The organism is Luteimonas sp. KH_071 (genome assembly GCF_057838005.1).
In genome coordinates, this window is record NZ_CM174458.1 from 2,544,794 (window position 1) to 2,566,997 (window position 22,204).

Consider the following 22,204-nt stretch of genomic DNA (forward strand, 5'->3'; position numbering starts at 1 on the left):
GTTTGCGGCGCACCGGAAGAGCCGGATGTCGCATCGCACCTGGTGGCTGGTCATCGCGACCATCGTCCTGCTCGGCATTGCCGTTGCGGTGCAGGAAGGCCTGCGTCGCAACGCGGACGACCTGGCGCCACGCGATTCGTCGTCCGCAGCCGCGCCTGATGGATCACGCGCATCGCCCGACGCGGCGACTGCGGTCGCGAACGCCGAACTGCGCGCAGCGCACGATGCCGCGATGCGTGACGCCGTCTCGGCCGTGCACGCCTATCTCGCCGCACTGTTCAAGGACGATCGCAGCGAGGCGGATGCGTTCTGGATCCACGGCCGTCCGGCGACGCAGGGGGAAGCCGACCTGCGCATGCTCGAGCGCGTGACCGGGCTGCGCGTCGACAACCAGCGGCCGCAGCCACTCGACGCAGCGCCCGTGCCCATGACGTTGCGCATCCCCGTGCATCTGCGCATTGGCGGACAGGGGCCGCTGCGCCGCTACAGCGGGCATTACGATCTGCGCCGCGAAGGCGGGACCTGGCGCATCACCGCAGCGTCCATCGATCCGTCACCCGCGCAACGCTAACCTGATCCGCGCGATGCGCCTTCTCGGACACACTGCAATGGACAAACGGTTCTGGATCTGCGGCTTCACGATCTCCGCCACCGCCCTGGCGCTGGGCTTCTTCGTGCACGGCCTGCTGCTGCGTGACGACTATCTCGCCCTCGCCCATCTGTTCCGTCCGCAGACGGACGCGAACGCGCTTGTCGGCTGGATCCTGCTCGCCTACGTCTCGTTAGGGCTCGCGATGACCTGGCTCTATCGCTGGCTGCCGCCGCCGCATCGCAGCAAGCGCTGGCACGGCGCGCGCTTCGGCCTCGCGATCGCACTGGTCTCCTTCGTGCCCTGGCATCTGCTCGCGCACGCGGGCCAGCCGTTTCCACTGGCGCTGTCGCTGAAGCAGATCGTCTTCGACGTGATCGCGATGATGCTGCTCGGTCTGCTGCTCGCGTGGCTGCAGCCGCACCGCCGGCCGTTGGCGCCGGCGCCGGACTGAACTGATACGCCGCTAATCCCGTATTCACGGCACCTGCGTAGGGTGCCTCCATCGTCGTTCCGGAGCGTGCCATGCGCCGTCCCCTGCACTTGTCCGCCGCAGCCCTGCTGCTGCTCGTCGTCACCGCCTGTACGTCGCTCGGTGTGGTCTCGGCCTGGCTCAACGACCAGGTGGCCTTCACCACGCCGCAGCTGCAACGCCAGCTCGACACGCGCTTTCCGCGCACCTTCGACAAGCTCGGCGGCCTGGTCTCGGTCACGCTCGACAATCCGCGCCTGACGATTCCGCAGGGCGATCGCCGGCTGCGTCTCGACTTCGATCTCGGCGTCGGCAGTGTGGCCCCGGATGATCGCCCCGGCCGTCTCTCACTGGTCAGCGGGCTGCGCTACGACCCCGCGAGCCGCGGCCTGCATCTCGAAGACCCCGAACTGCTGCAGTTCGATCTGCCCGGCTCCAACGCCCTGCTCAAGGGCGGCGCGCGCGGCATCGTCAACAGTCTGCTGTCGGAGTACGCGCGCAGCGAGCCGGTCTATCGCCTCGACGATGATCTGCTGTCGAAGCTGCCATCGGGCAAGCGCATCGGCAACGTCGACATCACCGATGGCCGCGTGGTGGTGCACCTTGCGCGCTGACCGTCGCTTCGTGCGGCCCGGCGCGGCGCTCGCGATCACCTTCGCGCTGGTGTGCGCGCTTGGTGGCTGTGGTCGTGATGGAGACCGCGCCGATGCCGCGACTGCCGGCCAGGCGGCCGACGGTCCGCTGCCACAGCCGCAACAGAACGCAGGCGGCGTCACCGGCCTGAGTGGCGCCCCGGGCCCCGGCAATATCCCGCTCGGCGGCGAGCAGGCGCTGCCTGAAGCCGGCGTCGAAGAAAGCGCGCTGCTGCCGCTCGAGGACAATCCGGAAACCGGTCTGGCCGGCGTGCCGGGTGACACCGCGTTCCAAGCCCCGGAGCCGACGCCCGAGGAAGCGGCGGCCGTGATCCGCACTTACTACGCTGCGATCAACGCCCTGGATTACCCGCGCGCCTACATGCTGTGGTCCGACGGCGGCCGCGCGAGCGGGCAATCCCCCGAACAGTTCGCGGCCGGCTACGGCGACACGTCGGTGGTGATGGTCGATATCGGCGCGCCGGGACCGGTCGATGCCGCCGTCGGCTCGCGCTTCGTCGAGATTCCGGTGTCGCTGCGCGCGCAGCAGACCGACGGCAGCAGCCGCCGATTCGAAGGCCGTTATGTGCTGCGCCGCGCGATGGTGGACGGCGCCAGCGATGTGCAGCGCACCTGGCGGATCGCGTCCGCGGATCTGCGGGAAGTGTCTTCGGCGCCGTGATGTTCAACCCCCTCTCCCCTTGGGAGAGGGGGTTGGGGTGAGGGCGCTTTTTGCGGGTAGGGCAAGAGGTACTCGATAAAGCCCCAGCCCTCACCCCACCATCGGCATCCGCCGATGGTCCTCCCCTCCCCCTGAGGGGGAGGGGCATACGCGTCTTCCGCTACGCGGAAGACAACATTATTTCTTGGGCTGCAGCATCGTGCCGGTGCACTTCTTCGAACCACACCGACAGCCCCAGAGCTTCTTGAGCTTCGGTGTGTGCCGATCGGCGAGGGTGATGCCGTAGTTGTAGGCCAGTTCCTCGCCCGCTGCGATGTCGCGCGTCGCTTCGATGAAGACCTTGTCTTTGTGCCGGCGCTCCTTCGGATCCTCCTGCACCACCGCTTCGCAGTTCGGTGCGCAGCTGTGGTTGATCCAGCGCGCGATGTTGCCGCCCTCGTTCGCGTCGATCACGTAATCGTCGTTGAGCGTGAACAGGAAGGTGTGGCCGTCCTCGTCGATGTCGCCGTACTGGGAATCGACGTCCTCGTGCGTGCGCAGCAGGCCCTTGTAGCGGACGATCCGCTCGCCCTTGGCGATGGCCTCGGTGGCGAACACGCCATTGCCGTGGATGCTCGACAGACGCGCCTCGATCTTCTTCCGCGTCTTGGGCTTCTTCGGCGTCTTGGGCATTGCGGATTCCATGGCGGAGTGAGCCCGCATTGTGGCCAACAAGCCGGCGACCCGCCAGCGTGCACGCGGCGCCGGCACGCGATGCGATGAACGCAAGCCGCCGGTCTCATTGAGCTGCCGGACCCAAAAGCGTACAATTTTGGTCCGCTTTCCAACGACGCTCGTCCGGTCGCCCCCGCCCGCCATGCTCCGTGTCACCAAGCTCACCGATTACGCCACCGTCGTGCTGACCGTGCTGGCCGCACGGCCGGAGACGGTCATGAGTGCGGCCGACCTGGCGGATCAGGCCGGGCTCGAGTCACCGACGGTCAGCAAGCTGCTCAAGCCGCTGGCACAGGCCGGTCTTGTCGAGGGCTTTCGCGGCACCAACGGCGGCTATCGGCTGGCGCGTGCGGCCGCGGCGATCAGCCTGGTCGAGATCGTCGAAGCCATGGAAGGTCCGCTGGCGATGACCGAGTGCAGCCTGCACGACGGCCAGTGCGGCATTTCCGCCAAATGCGGCGTGCGCACCAACTGGTTGCGCATCAACGACGTCGTCGCCAATGCGCTGCGCAGCGTGACGCTGGCGCAGATGCTCGGTGATGCACGCGCCACCCCCCTTTCCACCGAAGCCGACGCGAAGCGTATCGACGCCCGCCTCGCTTCCGCATAGACAGTAGGCAGCCCCCATGGCCACCGACATCGCAGAACCGATTGCGAACGCAGAAATCCACGAGCAGCTCGGCCGTCGCTACGACGCCGGCTTCGTCACCGACATCGAATCCGACAGCTTTCCGCCGGGTCTCGACGAGGACGTCGTCCGCGCGTTGTCGGCGAAGAAGGAAGAGCCCGAATGGATGACCGAATGGCGCTTGGCGGCTTACCGCCACTGGCTGACCATGCCGGTGCCGCACTGGGCCAAGCTGTCGATCGCGCCGATCGATTTCCAGTCGGTCAGCTACTACTCCGCGCCCAAGGCCAAGTACGCCTCGCTCGACGACGTGCCGCAGGAACTGCTCGACACCTACGACAAGCTCGGCGTGCCGCTGCATGAGCGCGCGCGGCTCGCCGGCGTCGCCGTCGACGCGGTGTTCGATTCGGTCTCGGTCGGTACGACGTTCAAGAAGGAACTCGCCGAGAAGGGCGTGATCTTCTGCTCGATGTCCGAGGCGATCACCGATCATCCGGAACTGGTGAAGCAGTATCTCGGCAGCGTGGTGCCGGTCGGCGACAACTATTTCGCCGCGCTGAATTCAGCCGTGTTCTCCGATGGCAGCTTCGTCTTCATTCCCAAGGGCGTGCGTTGCCCGATGGAACTGAGCACCTACTTCCGTATCAACGCCGGCCACACCGGCCAGTTCGAGCGCACGCTGATCATCTGCGAGGACAAGGCCTACGTGTCCTACCTCGAAGGCTGCACCGCGCCAATGCGCGACGAGAACCAGCTGCATGCGGCGGTCGTCGAACTGGTCGCGCTGGAAGACGCCGAGATCAAGTATTCGACGGTGCAGAACTGGTACCCCGGCGACGAGAACGGCAAGGGCGGCATCTACAATTTCGTGACCAAGCGCGCGGAATGCCGCGGCGACCGCAGCCGCGTGGTCTGGGCGCAGGTCGAAACCGGTTCTGCGATCACCTGGAAGTACCCGTCCTGCGTGCTGCTCGGCGACGACTCGAGCGGCGAGTTCCACTCGGTCGCGCTGACCCATCATCGTCAGCAGGCCGACACCGGCACCAAGATGATCCACGTCGGCAAGCGCACCAAGTCGAAGATCGTCAGCAAGGGCATCAGCGCCGGTCGCGGGCAGAACACCTATCGCGGCCTGGTCAAGATCGGCGCGGGCGCCGAGGGTGCGCGCAACTACACCCAGTGCGATTCGCTGCTGATCGGCAAGCAGTGCGGCGCGCACACGTTCCCGTATATCGAGGTCAAGCACCCCGGTGCGACCGTCGAGCACGAGGCCACCACCTCGAAGATCAGCGACGACCAGCTGTTCTATTGCCGCACGCGCGGCATCAGCGAAGAAGACGCGGTCAGCCTGATCGTCGACGGCTTCTGCAAGCAGGTGTTCCGCGAACTGCCGATGGAGTTCGCCGTCGAGGCCAAGAAGCTGCTCGACGTGTCGCTGGAAGGTTCGGTCGGCTGACGCCCACCGAACCTTCGGGATTCGGGATTGAGGATTGGGGATTCGCAAGAACCCAACCGCAGTCCGATTCCCCGCTTTTTCCGAATCCCCAATCCCGAATTTCAAATCCCTATGCTCAATATCGACAACCTGCACGCCTCCATCAACGAGCGCGAAATCCTCAAGGGCCTTTCGCTGCACGTGAAGCCGGGCGAAGTCCACGCGATCATGGGGCCCAACGGCGCCGGCAAGTCGACGCTGGGCAACCTGCTCGCCGGTCGCGACGGGTACGAGGTCACCAACGGCACGGTCGCGTTCCAGGGCCAGGACCTGCTGGCGCTCGAACCCGAAGAGCGCGCCGCGGCAGGCGTGTTTCTGGCGTTCCAGTATCCGGTCGAGATTCCGGGCGTGAACAACACCTACTTCCTGCGCAGCGCGCTCAACGCGCAGCGCAAGGCGCGCGGTGAGGAAGAACTCGATTCGATGCAGTTCCTCAAGCTGGTGCGCGAGAAGCTGGCCGTGCTGCATCTCGACGACCGACTGCTGCATCGCGGCGTCAACGAAGGTTTCTCGGGCGGCGAGAAGAAGCGCAACGAGATCTTCCAGCTGGCCGTGCTCGAGCCGAAGCTGGCGATCCTCGACGAGACCGACTCCGGCCTCGACATCGATGCCCTGAAGAACGTTGCCGACGGCGTCAATGCGCTGCGTTCGAAAGAGCGCGCCTTCATCGTGATCACGCACTACCAGCGCCTGCTCGACTACATCAAGCCGGATGTCGTGCACGTGCTGGCCGACGGCCGCATCGTGCAGACCGGCGGGCCGGAACTTGCGCTGCAGCTCGAAGAGAAGGGCTACACCTGGATCAAGGACCGCGTTGCGCCGGAGACCGCCGTCTGATGAGTGCCCTGCTCGACTCTCTCGCCGCCGGCTTCGATGGCGACGCCGCACGTCGCGCGGCCCTCGACGCGACGCTCGCGACCGGCCTGCCGGGTCCGCGCAGCGAAGCCTGGAAATACACCTCGCTGCGCGCACTCGAGCGTCGCAGCTTCGTCGCGCCGCAGGGCGATGGCGACTCCGCCGTGGATGCCGGGCTGTTGGCAGGGATTCCCGCGCCGCGTCTGGTCTTCGTCAACGGCCGCCTGTCTGCAGCGCTGTCCGACACGGGCGCCGTCGCATCGGGCCTGACGATTGGCACGCTGGCCGATGCCGGCACACTGCCTGGAATCGACAACCGCGACGACGCCGTGTTCGCCCGCCTCAACGGCGCGCTCGCGCGCGACGGCGCTTCGGTTTCCGTCGATGCCGGTATCCGCATCGACGCGCCCGTGCATCTGGTGTTCGTCGGCGCACCTGCCGAGGGCGACCTTGCCTGGCATCTGCGCCACCACGTCACGCTCGGCGAAGGCGCGTCGCTGACCCTGGTCGAGCATCACCTCGACGCCGGCGCGCACCGCCATCTCGACAACACCGTGATCTCGGTGCGCGTCGCCGACCGCGCCGAGCTGCACCACGTCCGCCTGCAGCATCGCGGCAATGGCGCGACCAGTTTCCTGCGTACCGATGCCGAACTGCAGGCCGCATCGGTCTATACCCGCGTCGATGTCGAGGCCGGCGGCGCGCTGTCGCGTCACGAACTCGATGTACGCCTGCTCGGCGACGACGCGCGCCTGACCGCAAACGGCGTGCTGCTGGCGGGTGGCCGTGCGCACGTCGACACGCGCCTGGGTATCCGCCACATCGCCAGGAACACCGCCTGCGAGCTCAAATGGCGCGGCATCGGCGACCAGCGCGGTCGCGTCGTGTTCCATGGCGGCATCACCATCGATGCCGGCGCCGACGGTACCGACGCGCGCCTGTCGAACAAGAACCTGCTGCTGTCGCCCACGGCCGAGATCGACACCCAGCCGGTGCTGGTGATCCACGCCGACGAGGTGCAGGCCGCGCATGGCGCGACGGTCGGCCAGCTCGATCCGGACGCCTTGTTCTATCTGCGTTCGCGCGGCCTGCCGGCGCCCGACGCCCAGCGCCTGCTGACCGCCGCGTTCGTGCGCGAGCCGCTGTCGACGATCACCGACCCCGCGCTGCGTGCACACGCCGAAGCCGGCCTCGATCGCGTGCTGTCGGGGCTCGCGCTCGTATGAGCGCCACGCTGCCGCCGCTGACGCCGCCGTTCGATGCGCCCAGCGCGCCGGTCGCGCACGACGGCAGCATCGACTGGGCGTCCGTGCGCGCCGATTTTCCGCTGCTGCTGCGCGAGGTGCACGGCAAGCCGCTGCTCTATTTCGACAACGCCAACACCGGCCAGAAGCCGGCGGCGGTGATCGAAGCTGTCGATGGCTATTACCGGCGGCAGAACGCCAACGTCAGCCGCGCCGTGCACCAGCTCGGCACCGAGGCGACCGAGGCCTATGAAGGCACGCGCACGAAGCTTGCGCGGTTCCTCAATGTGCGCAGCGATGAACTCGTGCTGTGCAGCGGCACGACGTTCGCAATCAATCTGGTCGCCTATTCCTGGGCGCTGCCGCGGCTGAAGGCCGGCGACACGATCCTTGTCTCGCGCATGGAGCATCACGCCAACATCGTGCCGTGGCAGCTCGTCGCCGAGCGCACCGGTGCGAGCGTGCGCGTGGCCGAGATTCTCGAGGACGGCACGCTCGACCTCGACGCGCTGCGCCGCGCGATGACGCCCGACGTCAAACTGCTCGCACTGACCCACGTCTCCAACGTGCTCGGTACAGTGAACCCGGTCCGCGAGATCTGCCGCGACGCGCGCAAGCGCGGCATCGTCACCGTCATCGACGGCTCCCAGGCCGTGCCGCATCGCCGCGTCGATGTCGCCGCGCTCGGCTGCGATTTCTATGCCTTCACCGGCCACAAGATGTGTGGCCCGACCGGCACCGGCGCGCTGTGGGCGCGCCGCGAGCATCTGCAGGCCATGCCGCCGTTCCTCGGCGGCGGCGAGATGATCAAGGAAGTCAGCTTCGAGAAGACGGTCTACAACGACCCGCCGCATCGCTTCGAAGCCGGCACGCCGAACATCGCCGGCTTCGTCGGACTCGGCGCCGCGGTCGACTATCTCGACCGGCTCGGCATGGACCACGTCGAACGCCGCGAGGCCGAGTTGCTCGCGCACCTCACCGAGTCGCTGCAGCAGATCGACGGCCTACGCATCTTCGGCACCGCGCCGGACAAGGCCGCGGTCGTGTCGTTCCTCGTCGAGGGCGCGCACGCGCACGATCTCGCCACCCTGCTGGATCTCGAAGGCATCGCGATCCGCTCCGGCCAGCACTGCGCGCATCCGCTTCTGCAGTTCTACGGCGTCGCCGCCACCTGCCGCGCCTCGCCCGCGTTCTACAACACGCACGAGGAGGTCGACGCCTTCGTCGCCGCGCTGCGCAAGGTGCGCCTGCTGCTGGCGTGACGCGGCGCCTGCGCACCTGCAACGCAGCCTGAGAAGCCGCCACCATGACTCCGCGCGCGCAGTCGCGTAGCCAGCGCGGGATAATGCGGGCGTCACGACTTCTACCGCCGCCATGTCCGCTCCCGTGTTCCGCACCGCTTCGCCTCTCGATGTCCCCGCCCTCGTCAACCTGGTGACGTCCGCGTACCGCGGCGAATCCAGCCGTAGCGGCTGGACCACGGAAGCCGACCTGCTCGATGGCGCGCGGATCGATCCCGATGTACTGGCGCGCGACATCGTCCGTCCCGACAGCCGCGTCGTCGTGATCGATGGCGCAGACGGTCGCCCACTCGCCTGCGCGCACGTCGCGATCGAGGATGGTTTCGGCTACTTCGGCATGTTCGCGGTCGACCCCACGCTGCAGGGCCGGGGCACCGGCGATGCGCTGCTGCGCGAATGCGAGCGCATCGCCCGCGACGAATGGCGTGTGCCCGGCATGCGCATGGCCGTCATCGACGTGCGCGACGCGCTGATCGCCTTCTACGTGCGCCGTGGCTACCGCCGCACTGGCATCCACAAGCCGTTTCCCTACGGCGACACCCGCTTCGGCATGCCGCTTCGCGAGGACCTGCGTTTCGAGGTCCTGGAGAAGACTTTTGGAGTTGCACCATGAGCGAAACCTGGACCTTCGTCTGCGCCACTGCCGAGCTGTTGCCGGGTGAGATGCGCACCACCTTCGATGAGATCACCAGCGTGCCGATCATCGTCTTCAACCTCGACGGCGATCTCTACGCGCTCGAGGACCAGTGCAGCCACGAGGACTTCGGACTGTCGAGCGGCGGCGCGTTCGATGCGGCCCAGGGCACCATCGAATGCGTGCTGCACGGGGCGAAGTTCGACGTGCGTGACGGCCGTGCCCTGTGTGCGCCCGCATACGAGCCGGTGGCGAAGTTCCCGACCAAGGTCGAACACGGCGGCGTCTGGACACGCGACGACCGCGACTGAAGCACCGCGTGCAGCACGCGCCGGAATGCGCTGCGAAACCCGATAAACGGAATCGTTAACTTTTGCGTTCGAGAATCATTCTCGGTTAAGATCCCATGACCGGGCGACGTAGCCCGCATGGGACGCGTGCGTGCCGCAGGGCATCGGACTACTGAATACACCGCTCCGCGCCTGTCTGCGGACGGGTGCCTGCCGGGTGCCCGCCCTGCCGATCGCCGCACTGTGTCTGCTGCTCTGGGCGGCCACTCTCGCACCTGCCACGGCCGACGCAAGCCTACCGACGGATGCTGCCGCGCAGGCGCTGACGGAACGCGGGGGCGAGACACCGCCGCCGGACGACCTCACTCACCTGCCACCAGCATCCAGCCGCGCGGCATCACGGTTGCCGGCACCGCGTGCCAACGATGGATGCGCTGCGACAGCTCCGTGCGCCCCGCCTGCATCGCCGCGTCGACCGCAGGCGTGTCGAGCGCGTCATACCCCGCGCCCGCCGCGTCAGGCCAGGCGCCGCTTCCAGCACCGTGGCCGCGCACCCCCGCGCTGACCGACCTGCCTGCCGCACGTCCTCCCAGAAGACGCGACGTCGCGCGGTCTGTCGCACGTCCACCCGTTCCCAACTCCGGCCAGCCGACGCCAAGCCGCGCCCCGACTCCGCCCACGAGATCTCCATGACCCGTCTCCCGAACCGTCGTCCGCTCGCGCTCGCGCTGCTGGGCCTGCTGTCCGCACCTGCCCTCGCCGAGACCGCGCCGGCCAGCGGCCCCACCGACTTCGACACCATCGTCGTGACCGCCGCCGGCTTCGAGCAGAAGCTCACCGACGCGCCCGCGAGCATCAGCGTCATCACCCAGGAAGACCTGACCAAGCGTCCGTACATGACGCTGCTCGACGCTGTGCGCGACATCGAAGGCATCGACGTCGGCGAGACGCGCGACAAGACGGGCCAGGGGTCCATCTCGATGCGCGGCATGGGCTCGGACTACACGCTGATCCTCGTCGACGGCAAGCGCCAGAACAATCACGGCGACATCTACCCGAACAACTTCGGCGGCAACCAGTTCAACCACATTCCACCGCTCGACGCGATCGAACGCATCGAGGTCATCCGCGGTCCCGCGTCCACTCTGTACGGCGCGGACGCGATGGGCGGCGTCATCAACATCATCACCAAGAAGGTGCTCGATGCCTGGCATGGCTCGGCGACGGTCAGCCGTTCGTTCGAGGACAGCGAGTTCGGCGATGACACCACGGTCGACGCCTTCGTCACCGGCCCACTCGTGCCGGGTGTACTCAACCTCAGCGCGCGTGCCAGCTGGTATGACCGCGATGCGTCGAACCCCGTCTATGCGCCGGTCACCGATCCCGACGGCGTGGAGCGGGCACGTCCGCTTGGCTTCGGTGGCGGCGGCAAGACCGTCGACAACACCAACAAGGCCGGTGGTATCACGTTGGCCTGGATGCCAACCCAGAACCAGAGCCTGACGCTGGACTACGACACCTCGCGCCAGGAATACGACAACGCGATCCGGATCAACGACCAGGGTGTCGAGGAATATCCGGTCGGCACCGTCGACACCATCAACAGCATCTTCACCGCCGGCAACTACTGCCTCGGCGCCGCCGGTGCGAACGCGAATGCCTGCCGATCCAATGGCGGTACCTGGGCGCGGCGCGCCAATCCGCGCGTGGGCTATGGCGCAGTGCAGGAATTCACCCGTGATGCCTGGTCGCTGACCCATGAAGGCCGCTGGGATTTCGGCAACAGCTTCGTGTCGCTGTCGCACGTGGCGACCAACAACGACGGCCGCACGATGCCGTTCACCGTGGACGAGCGCGCCGAACTGCTGCGGATGATCGACGGCACCGGCCCTTACGCCGGACTGTCGCTGGCCGAGCGTCGTGCCTTGGCGGAATCGACGTTCCTGCCGCGTCCCAAGCGCACGCTCGAGAGCGCGCAGTACACGCTCGACGCCAAGCTCGATATTCCGTTCCAGCTGGCCGGCGACCACACCGCCGTGCTCGGCGCGCAGGTGATCCAGGGCGAACTGACCGACGGCATCTTCGGCATCGAAAGCGGCACGCCGGGCCTAAAGCAGGAACACAACATGTACTCGCTGTTCGCCGAGGACACCTGGTACATCACCGAGCCGTTCGCGCTGACTGCCGGCCTGCGCTGGGACGATCACGAGATCTTCGGCAACCATCTGAGCCCGCGCCTGTACGGCGTCTACACGATCAGTCCCCAGTGGACAGTCAAGGGCGGCGTGAGTACCGGCTTCAAGACGCCCAAGACCACCCAGCTCTACGACGGTGTGATCGGCTTTGGTGCGCAGGGCACGCTGCCAATGTTCGGCAACCCGGATCTGCAGCCCGAGACCAGTACCAGCACCGAGCTAGCGGTCTACTGGCAGAGCCCAGACGGCCACAACTTCAACCTGACCCTGTTCCACAACAGCTTCGACGACAAGATCGCGTCCCAGTCCTGTGGTCCGGGCACCACGCTCACCTGCACCAGCGCCGGCGAGTTCGCCGACATCGGTTACGCGTCGAGCAGCAGGACGGTCAACATCGACGAGGTGGTGATCCAGGGCGCGGAAGTCGCCGGTCGCTGGCAGATCAGCGAGGCATTCGGCTTCCGCGCGAACTACACCTTCACCGACAGCGAGCAGAAGAGCGGCAGCGAGGCAGGTCTCCCGCTCGGCAACAGCGCGCGCCACATGGCCAACGCCACGCTGGACTGGCAGGCGAGCGAGCGTTTCAACCTGTTCCTGACCGCGGAAGCCCGATCCAAGCGCTACCGGGGCCTGCACGCGATCACCGGCGAAGTGCTGACGTATAAGGATTACGAGGTGCTGCACCTGGGCGCGTCGTTCAAGCTCAACGAGTCGATCACGTTCAACGGCCGGATCAACAACCTGCTCGATCGCGATTTCACCACCTACGACACGGAGTTCCGGGAACTCGATGGCAGCCCGGGCTTCGACGGGACCGAAGAGATCCTCTACTACGACCACTACAACAACAAGGACAAGGCCCGCGGTCTCTGGCTGAGCGTCAACATCCGCTTCTGACAGTTCCGATGCGACGTCCTGTGTACGGCGGCGCCCTCGCTGGCCTGGACATCACGCGACCGCGCCGACGACGTCTGCGCGGATACGTCCAGAATCACCAAGGCATCCCGAAGCGCTCGGGTCACTCCGCAGCTGCGACGGGCAGGAACCGGGCCAGCAGCACTTCGCCGGCGCCGTCGAGCGCATGATGGCAGCGCCCGTCCGGCGCTCGCAGCAGCAGGGAGTCGCCGCGCTCGAGTGCATGCCGCCCGGCCTCCCGGAGATGCGCGTGTCCGGTCAGTACGTGCACCAGCCAGCACTCCCCGGGATCCACGAACACGACCATCGTGCCCACCAACGGCCGATGCCAGGTCGAAACGTCCACGCGATCCGGACGCCACATGAGATTGATCGCGCTGACGCCGGGGCCGACCGGCTCGCCATGCAGCGCCCGATCGCCTGCGAAGCGCAGTCGGGCATGGGGCGGCTGCAAGTTGCAAACCTCGCCGTCGTCGAACCGCAGCGTCAGCCCGTCGCCAGTGAGCAGCATCAGTTCACGCTCGACGCCTTCGAACCGGGAGAACGCAGAGGTCAGCTCGATTTCTGCGACCGACAAACGCCAGGCCCACGCATCCTCGCCAGAACTGGATTCGACATGGATTTCCCGGGTCCAGCCCAGATCATTGCGCCAACGCAGACGCCGGGCGTCTTGCGCATCGAGCCTCTGGATGGACGAAGACGGACCGGCCGACTGGGCATTCATGAACGAATTCTAGAACGTTGGAACCAGAAACTCCGCGCCAGCGCCATTCCGGCCAGCCCGGCGGAGCCTGCGAAACCGACTGGCTACGGAACGCGGAAACCGCCGTCGCAGCGCCGCAGCGCCGCAGCGCGGGCGTTGCCCCGCGCGCGGACAGAGTCGCCGTCGCGCTGGATGGACGTTCAACCATCACGGCTCCGTCCCACTCGAATCGGACGGGTGCACGCACCGGGAGAAGTCGTTCTGTGGCACGCGGACAGACTTCAGGATCGATCACAATCCGCTTGGACACCCGCCTTCAGAAACAGGATCGCCCGCTTTGCATCCAATGCAAAGCGGGCGACGAATACGTCCCTGTAGCGGCATCCTGCCGGTCCCGTGGAGCGTCCTGCTCCTCGTCTGGCGCTAGCACATCCTGTGCAGACGTCAGCGGTGGGTCGAAGTCAGCGCAGTTGCGCTGCTCCCTTGTTCCCGGCGGCGGGCGGGCTCGGTGCCCGCGCCGCACCTGCCTGCGACCCGGCGGCGCCCACATCGATGCGCTCGACGTTCTGCTCGACGGTCCGCAATCCGATGCCCCTCACCTGCGCCAGCTGTTCGGCGCTTCGGAACGGTCCGTTCTCATCCCTGTAGGCCACGATGGCTTCTGCCTTGGCCTGTCCCACGTTGTGCAGCACGCGTGCCAGCGTGGCTGCATCGGCAGTATTGATGTTGACCTTCTCGGCGCTTTCGTTTGCGAGTGCGGTACCTGCCAACAGCAGCGAAAGGCACAGCGACGCAAGCACGGCTCGGATCGACTTCATGTCCTAACTCCTTGGTATTGGGTGGAATCCATTCCCGACTGGCGATTCATTCGTCCTTGCCGGTATTGCCAGTCTTCCCAACACCACGCAGACAGAGTATCCGCGCGCCCGCTGGGCCGTAGCCAGCCGAAGGCCCGAGCGACTGTAGGAAAATTCCTACACGGGCGTCCGCGATAGAATCAGGGTTTGCGCACACTGGAAAACCGAATGGACAGCAGCCAGACCGACCGATTCGTCGGCACCAAGTGGGACGACGAAATCGTCCCCCAGCTCGTCGAGTACATCCGGATCCCGAATAAATCGCCGATGTTCGATGCCGACTGGGTCGCCAACGGACACATGGAGCGCGCCGTCGAACTGATGTCGACCTGGGCGCAGGCCCAGTCGATCCCCGGCATGGTGCTGGAGGTGGTCCGCCTCGACGGCCGCACCCCGCTGATCTTCATCGAGATTCCCGCAGCCAACGGGGGTAGTGACGACGATTGCGTGCTGCTCTACGGCCATCTCGACAAGCAGCCGGAGATGACCGGCTGGGACGACGATCTCGGCCCATGGAAGCCGGTGCTGCGCGACGGCAAGCTGTACGGCCGCGGTGGCGCCGACGACGGCTACGCGATCTATGGCTCGCTGACCGCGATCCTGGCGCTGCACGAGCAGGGCCTGCCGCATGCCCGCTGCGTGGTCTTGATCGAGGCCTGCGAGGAGTCCGGCAGCTACGATCTGCCGGCCTATGTCGACCACCTCGCCGATCGCATCGGCAAGCCTTCGCTGGTGGTGTGTCTGGACTCGGGCTGCGGCAACTACGAGCAGCTGTGGTGCACGACCTCGCTGCGCGGTCTCGCCGGCGGCAATCTGACGGTCAAGGTGCTCGACGAAGGCGTGCACTCGGGCGATGCGTCCGGCGTGGTGCCGTCGAGCTTCCGCCTGCTGCGCCAGTTGCTGTCGCGGATCGAGGACGAGATGACCGGGCGCATCCTGGTAGACGGGCTGCATGCCGACATTCCGGCAGAACGCCTCGACCAGGCGCGTCGCGCGGCGGAGGTGCTCGATACCGCGATCTACGACAAGTTCCCCTTGACCGGCGCGCTCGAGCCGATGTTTCCGAGGACCCCGGATGGTCACGTCTCGGAAGACCTGTCGGAACTGGTGCTCAACCGCACCTGGCGCCCGGCGCTGTCGGTGACCGGCGTCGACGGCATTCCGTCGCTGCAGTCGGCCGGCAACGTGCTCCGGCCGCATACGGCGGTGAAGCTCTCGCTGCGCCTGCCGCCGACCGTCGACGGCAAACGCGCCGGTGAACTGCTGCAGGAAGCCCTGCTGGCCGATCCGCCGAACGGTGCAACCGTGACCCTGGTGCTGGAGAAGGCCGCAACCGGCTGGAATGCGCCGGCGATGTCGCCGTGGCTCGCGAAGGCGATCGACGATGCAAGCCAGGCCTTCTTCGACAAGCCGGCGATGTACATGGGCGAAGGCGGCTCGATTCCGTTCATGGGCATGCTCGGCGAGAAGTTCCCCGGCGCGCAGTTCATGATCACCGGCGTGCTCGGCCCGCACTCCAATGCGCATGGTCCCAACGAGTTCCTGCACATCGAGATGGGCAAGCGTGTCACCAGTTGCGTCGCGCGCGTGATCACCGAGCACCACCACGCGGGCCAGCGCGGCGAGACCACCGGTGCGGCGGTCGTGGCCGACAGCGGCACACGGCACGGCGACCACGGCTGCTGCTGAGGGCGGCGGCGTGCCGGCGGATCCGCTGGCCGCGGCGGTTGCGACAGGTGTCCCGGCCGCCACGTAAAGTGGCGGTGAGGCCACCCACGGAGTCTGGCGATGGCGATGCGTTCGATCACTTTTCTGCTGTGTCTCGCGTTGCCGGTACTCGCATCGGCAGACGACCTCGTTCTCCGCAACGCCTCCTACGACCCGACGCGCGAGTTCTACGTCGACTACAACCGCATGTTTGCGGCCAGTTGGCGGCAACGCAGTGGTGACGATGTCGAGGTGCTGCAGTCACATGGCGGCTCCGGCGCGCAGGCCGATGCGCTGATCTCGGGCGAGCCGGCGGACGTCGTGACGCTCGCGCTCGCCGCCGACGTTGACCGGATCGCGTCCGCTGGGCTGCTCCGTGCGGACTGGCGTGACCGGCTGCCGCACGACAGCGTGCCTTACACCTCCACCGTGGTCTTGCTCGTGCGCAAGGGCAATCCCAGGCGCATCGCTGACTGGGGCGATCTGGTCGGCGACGTCGCCGTGATCACCGCGGATCCGAAGACATCCGGCGTCGCGCGCTGGAGCTATCTCGCTGCCTGGACCTGGGCAGCGCAAACCTATCGCGACGGCGGATCCGTGCTGGGCTATATGCGAAAGCTCTACGCCAATGTGCCGGTGCTCGATCAAGGCGCCCGTGGAGCGCGCGACACCTTCGTCGAGCGTGGTACCGGCGATGTATTGCTGACCTGGGAAAACGAGGCGCTACGCGTGCTGGCCGATCCGCAGACCAGTCAGGCGTTCGAGATCGTCTATCCGAGCATCAGTATCCGCGCCGAGCCGGTGGTCGCGGTCGTCGACCACTACGCCGATGCGCGCGGCATGCACGCAGTGGCCGACGCCTATGTGGACATGCTGTACACACCGGCCGCACAACGGCTGGTCACGCAGCACCACTTTCGTCCTGTCCGGCGCGAAGGCGTCCCGGCTTCGCAGTTGGCGCGGTTCCGCCCAGTGGCCATGGTCACTGTCGACGACGCATTCGGCGGCTGGTCGAAGGCGCAAGCCACGCATTTCGCCGACGGCGGACTGTACGACCGCTTCCGCGCTGCGCCAGCGCGCTGAGTTCGAAACACGTTTGGCGCAGGCGTCGTCCAGCCAACCCAGCAAGTCCGCGCGCGCTCATCAGAACGTCGACCGCAGCGAACACGCGATCACGCACGCCATCCGCGCGCAGCAACTGGCGATCCACAACGCCAGGCCAGGATCGCGACGCGCACGGTTGGGTGATCGTCTCCGGATGCCGGTCCGAAACCGCAGATGCCCAAATGGAATACGCGCTCCGCGGCGCACCCCTGGAACGTGCAAGAGTCACCGCCGAATTGCGCGAGCACGAACAGCCTGACGTGCCTTTGCGCTCGAAACAGCGCCGCTTGCAGGGAACCGCGAATAGCGGAGGCCTGGGCGCGATGCCGGGATCGTCCCGTACCGCATACGACGATCCAAAGCGCTGGGGCCAAAGGCCGCAAGACGATTGGCCTGCAGCCCCACGACCTGAGCGAAGACGAACATGTGGCACGTGCTCGGTCTCGCACAATCTCAACGGCAGGCGGCACGAACCCGTGATCGCCCCGCAACCGCGCGCCGATGAGGAAATTGCGAAGGCCGAGAACGCAAAAGGCCCGCACTTGGCGGGCCCTTTACCTTGTCGCAATGGTGGCCGGGGAGGGAATCGAACCCCCGACACGGGGATTTTCAATCCCCTGCTCTACCAACTGAGCTACCCGGCCACTGCGGGAGGCGCATGATACGGGGCAGGCTCGCGGACGGCAACCGTTTTTCGAAAACTCGTGTCGCACGCCGCGTCCCGGGCTGTTCCAGGCGGCGGTCAGCGACCGGCGACGCGTTAAGATCGGCCTCCACCCGCAACCGGAGCGCCGCGCATGAAACCGTGGAAACTGCTGACGATCCTGCTGATGGCCGGCGCCCTTGCTGCCTGCGTGACCGGACAACGTCGCGTGTCCGAACCCACCGCGAGTCTTCAGCAGTTGAGCGTCGGTGCCGACGGCAGCTGGTCCATCGATCTGCGCCTGCAGAACTACAGCAGCATCCCCATGCGCTTCGAATCGCTCCGCTTCGTGCTCTCGGTCGACGGGGAATCGGCCGGCACGATCGACGCCTCGCCGGCGCTGACGATCGGCCCGGAATCGGCCGACATCCTGAGCCTCACACTCGTGCCGTCGCCGGAAGGCCGGCTGCATGCAGCTGACGCGCTCGCCGCGGCCCGCGCGCTGCCCTACCGGCTCGACGGCACCATCCGCGCCGCGCCCGACGACCGTGGCAGCGCCCGGGACTACACCGTACGTCGCGACAGCACGCTGGCCCCCGTGCCCGGCCTGCCCGGCGTGATGCGCTGATGCCATCACTTTCCTTCACAGATCCGAACACGCACCCGAGACAGCCTGACGCATGAGCACCTACCACGCCCCGTTGAACGACATCCGCTTCGCGCTGCACGACGTGCTGCAGGTCGAGTCCCTGTTCTCCACACTCGGCTTCGACGACGCCAACCGCGAGACCGTCGACGCCGTGCTCGACGAGTGTGCGCGCCTGTGCGAGGGCGTGCTCGCCCCGCTCAACAGAATCGGCGACGAGCAGGGCGTTCGCTTCGACAAGGCTACCGGCGCAGTCACCACGCCCGACGGCTTCAAGGCCGCCTACGATCAGTTCGTTGAAGGCGGCTGGACCGGCATGAGTGCACCAACCGAGTTCGGCGGCATGAACATGCCGCACGCGATCGGCATCTGTCTGGAGGAAATGATCGACGCCGCGAACCTCGCCTGGAGCAACTTTCCATTGCTGTCGCACGGCGCGGTCAATGCATTGCGCCACCACGGCGAGGACTGGCAGAAGGAAGTCTTCCTCAAGCCGCTGATCGCCGGCACCTGGACCGGCACCATGTGCCTGACCGAGCCGCAGTGCGGCACGGATCTGGGACTGCTCAAGACCCGAGCCGAGCCGGTCGGGGAAGACACCTATGCGATCACCGGCACCAAGATCTTCATCACCGCCGGCGAGCACGATCTCACCGACAACATCGTGCACCTGGTGCTGGCCCGCCTGCCCGACGCACCAGAAGGCAGCCGGGGCATTTCGCTGTTTGTCGTGCCGAAGGTCCGCGTGGCCCGCGACGGCACCGTCGGCGAGCGCAACGCCGTCCGCTGCGGCGCTGTCGAGCACAAGATGGGTATCCACGGGTCCGCGACCTGTGTGATGAACTTCGACGGCGCACAGGGGTATCTCGTCGGTCAGCCGCACAAGGGTCTGATGGCGATGTTTACGATGATGAACACTGCCCGCCTCGGCGTCGGCGTGCAGGGACTGGGTCTCGCCTCGCGCGCTTACGAGAACGCGCTGCGTTATGCACGCGAACGGCTGCAGTCGCGTGCGCTGTCGGGCCCGAAGCTGCCGTCGAAGCCTGCCGACCCGATTCTCGTGCAGCCCGATGTGCGCCGCATGCTGCTGACCTGCAAGGCGCTGACCGAAGGCGGCCGTCTGCTGGCGTACCACGCCGGTTCGCTGGTGGACAGCGCTGAGCTCGCCGCCGAGGACGCCGCGCGCAAGGAGGCCGACGACCTGCTGGGCTTCCTGACCCCGATCGTCAAAGGCTGCCTGACCGAATGGGGCAACGAGTGCACCTACCATGCGCTGCAGTGTTTCGGTGGCCACGGCTACATCGCCGAGCACGGCATCGAGCAGCTGTCACGTGACGCGCGCATCACCACGCTCTACGAGGGCACGACCGGCATCCAGGCACTGGACCTGATGGGCCGCAAGACCCTGCAGCTGCAGGGCGCGGGCCTGCGCGTGTTCCTCGGCATGATCGAGCGTTTCTGCTTCGAACACGCGAATGATGCGTCGCTCACCGAATTCATCGAACCGCTGCGCGCCAAAGCCGGCGAGTGGCAGGCACTGACGCGTTCGATCGCAGAGCGCGCCGCGGCTGATCCCGAGGAGATCGGCGCAGCGGCCTACGATTACCTGTTCTTCTCCGGCTACGTGGCGCTGGCCTACTGGTGGGCGCGCAGCGTCGCGGTGGCCGATGGGTCTTCGCGGCCGGAGACCTTCAAAGCCGGCAAGCGCGAGACCGCACGCTTCTATTTCACGCGTATTCTGCCGCGCACCCTGACGCACGCAGCGGCGATCGCCAGTGGTCCCGCCTCGCTGCTGTCGATCGCCGACGAAGCGCTCGACAGCTGAGGGCTGCATGCACGTCGCGACTGCCGCCGGGCATCGCGACGTGCATGCAATCCGTTGCACAAAGTGTCATCGATCGGGTATATGCTCGAACGTAATGGAGGCAAACAGAGCGATCACACGCCTGATCCCCACCGGCGCTGCAAACGCGCTGGACGCCGGAGCCTCCCCCGCACCTTCTGATCACGTCCCGCGTCGCGACGCAGTTCGCCTGCTCGCACTCGACGCGCATGGCCGTGCGCTCAACTGGATCAGCTGGCAGGACGCCGCGTGTCTGTATGCGCGTGGCGCGGTCGCCTGGACGCTAGGCGACCCTTGCATGACGGTGCATGGCGGCATGTGCCGCGCGACCGGTCAGCAAAGCCGCATGGATCTGCATCCGATCATCGCCGGTCGCAGCCATGTCCGCCCCAGCGCGACCGACCCGACGCCAGCGCTGACCAACACCGCGCTGTTCGCCCGCGACCACCAGCTGTGTCTTTACTGCGGTCGCCGCGCCGGTCGGCAGACGCTGACACGCGACCACGTCGAACCTCTGTCGCGCGGTGGCCTGGATATCTGGGAGAACGTGGTCACCGCGTGCTTCCATTGCAATTCGCGCAAGGGGGCGCGCACGCCACAGGAGGCTTCGATGCCGTTGCTGGCGGTGCCGTTCCGTCCGAGCTGGATCGAGCATCTGATCCTCAGCAACCGCAACATCCTCGCCGATCAGATGGCGTTCCTCAGCACCCATCTGCCACGCCGCGATCGGGGGTGATATCTGCGGGCTGCGCGTCGCGTGCGCTGCACAGCATCGGCTGCACTCGATACACTCCAGCGACGGCGCATGTCGCGCAACGTGGCCCGGTATTCCCTGCATGACCCTGACGATCTCCCTGAGCGGAATGGACACCGCCACTGAAACTGCATTGCGTGCAGCGTTCGCCGGTGCCAACGCCCAACTCGGCGAGTCCTTCCTGCTGGTGCCCGAGTCCGATGCCGAACACGTCATCGTCGACATGGACAGCATGTACGGCCCCATGAGCTGGCTGCGCCTGCACGCGGCAGGCAAACAGATCGTCGGCCTGACGTCCGCGCCGCGCGTGCAGACCCATTTCCGGCTTGGACGTCCGTTCGACGACAACGCGATGGTCGCGCTGCTGCGTGAAATCGCCGCCACGCAGGACGTCGCGCTGGGTGCAGGGCCGTCGACGACGGCGCCCTCCTCGGATGTGCCGGCGGTCGCGGCAGTTGCCGAGTGGGCCGCGCCAGCGCGCGATCCGCGCGAGGCGCCTGTCGTCTCGGCGGCACCTGACGATGCACCCGTGACGACGGCGCCGACTGCGGCGCCTGAGCCGACGCAGACCGACAACGCAGCGACCGTCGCCACACTGCACGTCACCGAGTCGACAGCCGAACCGATGACGCAGTCGACAGTCGAACCCGCGCTCGAGCCTGCACCGGAACCGGAGCCGGAGCCCGAACGTGCCCTGCCCTTCGCGGCCTGGGTCGGTGCTGGCGTACTGCGCGGGCGCCGCCGGTATCGCAGCAATACCGGACCGACGCTGTGGCTCGATTTCGATGCGCAGCAGTACCACGGCCCCTCGACGCTCAAGCCGCTGAGCCAGTATTTCGATGGCCCGATCGAACGGGATGCGATCGAAGCCGTCGATGACGCGACCTGGTCGCGCGAGGCCCTGGCGTCCGGCACGGCCCAGCCACTCCAGCGCCTGGTGTGGCTGGGTGGCCTATTGGACGGAGATGGCACGCTGTCGCCCGCGCATGATCCCGATGCGCGCTACCAGCTGAACAAATGGCCGCAGACCGAGCGGGAGTACCCCCGGCATTTCCGCATCGCCACGGCGATGATGAAGGGGCCGGCGACGCTCGACGAAATCGTCGCCGCAAGCGGTTTGCCCGCAGAGGACGTCATCCGGTTCGTGAACGCGAACCTCGCCACAGGGTATGCCGAGCCGTTCATCGAAGCGCCCGAAGTGGTCGACACACCCGTGCGTCCGGGCGGCTTCTTCTCCCGTCTGCGCGGCCGCTGAACGGGCAACTCGACCGCGCATCGATGACAGATCGGTGACGCCAGCG

At 66.9% G+C, this 22,204-nt stretch carries 21 protein-coding genes and 1 tRNA gene; 18 read left to right on the top strand and 4 right to left on the bottom strand.

Annotation, left to right across the window (positions count from 1 at the left end):
• The first annotated feature begins 25 nt into the window (after positions 1 to 25).
• The 4 genes from AC3IRM_RS11705 (at position 26) to AC3IRM_RS11720 (ending at position 2,375) form a co-directional block, all read left to right on the top strand.
• On the top strand, positions 26 to 571 hold the full coding sequence (locus tag AC3IRM_RS11705; protein ID WP_489203321.1) for a hypothetical protein: 546 nt from the start codon (positions 26 to 28) through the stop codon (positions 569 to 571).
• 37 nt (positions 572 to 608) lie between these two features.
• Entirely contained in the window at positions 609 to 1,043 is a 435-nt protein-coding gene (locus AC3IRM_RS11710; protein ID WP_489203322.1) for a hypothetical protein, read from the top strand.
• A gap of 71 nt (positions 1,044 to 1,114) precedes the next feature.
• The gene (locus tag AC3IRM_RS11715; protein WP_489203323.1) at positions 1,115 to 1,675 is read left to right on the top strand and encodes a DUF1439 domain-containing protein; all 561 of its coding nucleotides are present in this window, start codon (positions 1,115 to 1,117) and stop codon (positions 1,673 to 1,675) included.
• Positions 1,665 to 2,375: a hypothetical protein gene (locus AC3IRM_RS11720; protein ID WP_489203324.1), complete on the top strand. Its 711-nt coding sequence runs from the start codon at positions 1,665 to 1,667 to the stop codon at positions 2,373 to 2,375. Before AC3IRM_RS11715 ends, AC3IRM_RS11720 begins: the two co-directional genes overlap by 11 nt.
• A 177-nt stretch (positions 2,376 to 2,552) precedes the next feature.
• Here AC3IRM_RS11720 and AC3IRM_RS11725 read toward each other — a convergent pair whose 3' ends face one another.
• Positions 2,553 to 3,047 (bottom strand): SET domain-containing protein, encoded by a 495-nt coding sequence (locus AC3IRM_RS11725; RefSeq protein ID WP_489203325.1) that lies wholly within the window; start codon positions 3,045 to 3,047, stop codon positions 2,553 to 2,555.
• A 184-nt stretch (positions 3,048 to 3,231) separates the two neighbouring features.
• On the opposite strand from AC3IRM_RS11725, the gene AC3IRM_RS11730 reads away from it, so the two are divergent.
• The 8 genes from AC3IRM_RS11730 to AC3IRM_RS11765 all read left to right on the top strand — a co-directional run bounded on the left by AC3IRM_RS11730 (position 3,232) and on the right by AC3IRM_RS11765 (position 12,628).
• Positions 3,232 to 3,699 (top strand): SUF system Fe-S cluster assembly regulator, encoded by a 468-nt coding sequence (locus AC3IRM_RS11730; RefSeq protein WP_489205913.1) that lies wholly within the window; start codon positions 3,232 to 3,234, stop codon positions 3,697 to 3,699.
• A 16-nt stretch (positions 3,700 to 3,715) separates the two neighbouring features.
• Positions 3,716 to 5,173, top strand: coding sequence for a Fe-S cluster assembly protein SufB (gene sufB / locus AC3IRM_RS11735; RefSeq protein WP_489203326.1), 1,458 nt, complete (start codon positions 3,716 to 3,718; stop codon positions 5,171 to 5,173).
• Positions 5,174 to 5,284: 111 nt separating this feature from the next.
• Positions 5,285 to 6,049: a Fe-S cluster assembly ATPase SufC gene (gene sufC / locus AC3IRM_RS11740; RefSeq protein ID WP_489203327.1), complete on the top strand. Its 765-nt coding sequence runs from the start codon at positions 5,285 to 5,287 to the stop codon at positions 6,047 to 6,049.
• Positions 6,049 to 7,293 carry a Fe-S cluster assembly protein SufD gene (sufD, locus tag AC3IRM_RS11745; protein ID WP_489203328.1) on the top strand — a complete coding sequence of 415 codons (1,245 nt, stop codon included), beginning with the start codon at positions 6,049 to 6,051 and terminating at the stop codon, positions 7,291 to 7,293. Before sufC ends, sufD begins: the two co-directional genes overlap by 1 nt.
• Complete coding sequence (locus AC3IRM_RS11750; RefSeq protein ID WP_489203329.1) at positions 7,290 to 8,573, top strand: cysteine desulfurase; 1,284 nt, start codon at positions 7,290 to 7,292, stop codon at positions 8,571 to 8,573. Before sufD ends, AC3IRM_RS11750 begins: the two co-directional genes overlap by 4 nt.
• Before the next feature lie 112 nt (positions 8,574 to 8,685).
• Positions 8,686 to 9,225 carry a GNAT family N-acetyltransferase gene (locus AC3IRM_RS11755; RefSeq protein WP_489203330.1) on the top strand — a complete coding sequence of 180 codons (540 nt, stop codon included), beginning with the start codon at positions 8,686 to 8,688 and terminating at the stop codon, positions 9,223 to 9,225.
• Positions 9,222 to 9,557 carry a non-heme iron oxygenase ferredoxin subunit gene (locus AC3IRM_RS11760; protein WP_489203331.1) on the top strand — a complete coding sequence of 112 codons (336 nt, stop codon included), beginning with the start codon at positions 9,222 to 9,224 and terminating at the stop codon, positions 9,555 to 9,557. Before AC3IRM_RS11755 ends, AC3IRM_RS11760 begins: the two co-directional genes overlap by 4 nt.
• A gap of 668 nt (positions 9,558 to 10,225) precedes the next feature.
• Positions 10,226 to 12,628, top strand: a complete 2,403-nt coding sequence (locus tag AC3IRM_RS11765; RefSeq protein WP_489203332.1) for a TonB-dependent receptor domain-containing protein — start codon at positions 10,226 to 10,228, stop codon at positions 12,626 to 12,628.
• A 121-nt stretch (positions 12,629 to 12,749) separates the two neighbouring features.
• Here AC3IRM_RS11765 and AC3IRM_RS11770 read toward each other — a convergent pair whose 3' ends face one another.
• Together AC3IRM_RS11770 and AC3IRM_RS11775 are read right to left on the bottom strand one after the other, a co-directional pair.
• A complete protein-coding gene (locus AC3IRM_RS11770) occupies positions 12,750 to 13,370 on the bottom strand; it encodes a HutD/Ves family protein (protein ID WP_489203333.1) in 621 nt (206 codons plus the stop codon).
• Between the two features lie 440 nt (positions 13,371 to 13,810).
• Complete coding sequence (locus AC3IRM_RS11775; RefSeq protein WP_489203334.1) at positions 13,811 to 14,167, bottom strand: ComEA family DNA-binding protein; 357 nt, start codon at positions 14,165 to 14,167, stop codon at positions 13,811 to 13,813.
• A gap of 207 nt (positions 14,168 to 14,374) precedes the next feature.
• On the opposite strand from AC3IRM_RS11775, the gene AC3IRM_RS11780 reads away from it, so the two are divergent.
• Both AC3IRM_RS11780 and AC3IRM_RS11785 read left to right on the top strand, forming a co-directional pair.
• A complete protein-coding gene (locus AC3IRM_RS11780; RefSeq protein WP_489203335.1) occupies positions 14,375 to 15,895 on the top strand; it encodes a M20 family metallopeptidase in 1,521 nt (506 codons plus the stop codon).
• Positions 15,896 to 16,000: 105 nt separating this feature from the next.
• Positions 16,001 to 16,996, top strand: a complete 996-nt coding sequence (locus AC3IRM_RS11785) for a sulfate ABC transporter substrate-binding protein (protein WP_489203336.1) — start codon at positions 16,001 to 16,003, stop codon at positions 16,994 to 16,996.
• 589 nt (positions 16,997 to 17,585) lie between these two features.
• Here AC3IRM_RS11785 and AC3IRM_RS11790 read toward each other — a convergent pair.
• Positions 17,586 to 17,661 (bottom strand) — tRNA-Phe (locus tag AC3IRM_RS11790).
• Positions 17,662 to 17,814: 153 nt separating this feature from the next.
• On the opposite strand from AC3IRM_RS11790, the gene AC3IRM_RS11795 reads away from it, so the two are divergent.
• The 4 genes from AC3IRM_RS11795 (at position 17,815) to AC3IRM_RS11810 (ending at position 22,158) form a co-directional block, all read left to right on the top strand.
• Positions 17,815 to 18,288 carry an LEA type 2 family protein gene (locus AC3IRM_RS11795; RefSeq protein ID WP_489203337.1) on the top strand — a complete coding sequence of 158 codons (474 nt, stop codon included), beginning with the start codon at positions 17,815 to 17,817 and terminating at the stop codon, positions 18,286 to 18,288.
• Between the two features lie 52 nt (positions 18,289 to 18,340).
• Positions 18,341 to 20,131 (top strand): acyl-CoA dehydrogenase C-terminal domain-containing protein, encoded by a 1,791-nt coding sequence (locus AC3IRM_RS11800; protein WP_489203338.1) that lies wholly within the window; start codon positions 18,341 to 18,343, stop codon positions 20,129 to 20,131.
• A 94-nt stretch (positions 20,132 to 20,225) separates the two neighbouring features.
• Positions 20,226 to 20,885 carry an HNH endonuclease gene (locus AC3IRM_RS11805; RefSeq protein ID WP_489205914.1) on the top strand — a complete coding sequence of 220 codons (660 nt, stop codon included), beginning with the start codon at positions 20,226 to 20,228 and terminating at the stop codon, positions 20,883 to 20,885.
• 100 nt (positions 20,886 to 20,985) lie between these two features.
• Complete coding sequence (locus AC3IRM_RS11810) at positions 20,986 to 22,158, top strand: hypothetical protein (RefSeq protein WP_489203339.1); 1,173 nt, start codon at positions 20,986 to 20,988, stop codon at positions 22,156 to 22,158.
• Positions 22,159 to 22,204: the final 46 nt, after the last annotated feature.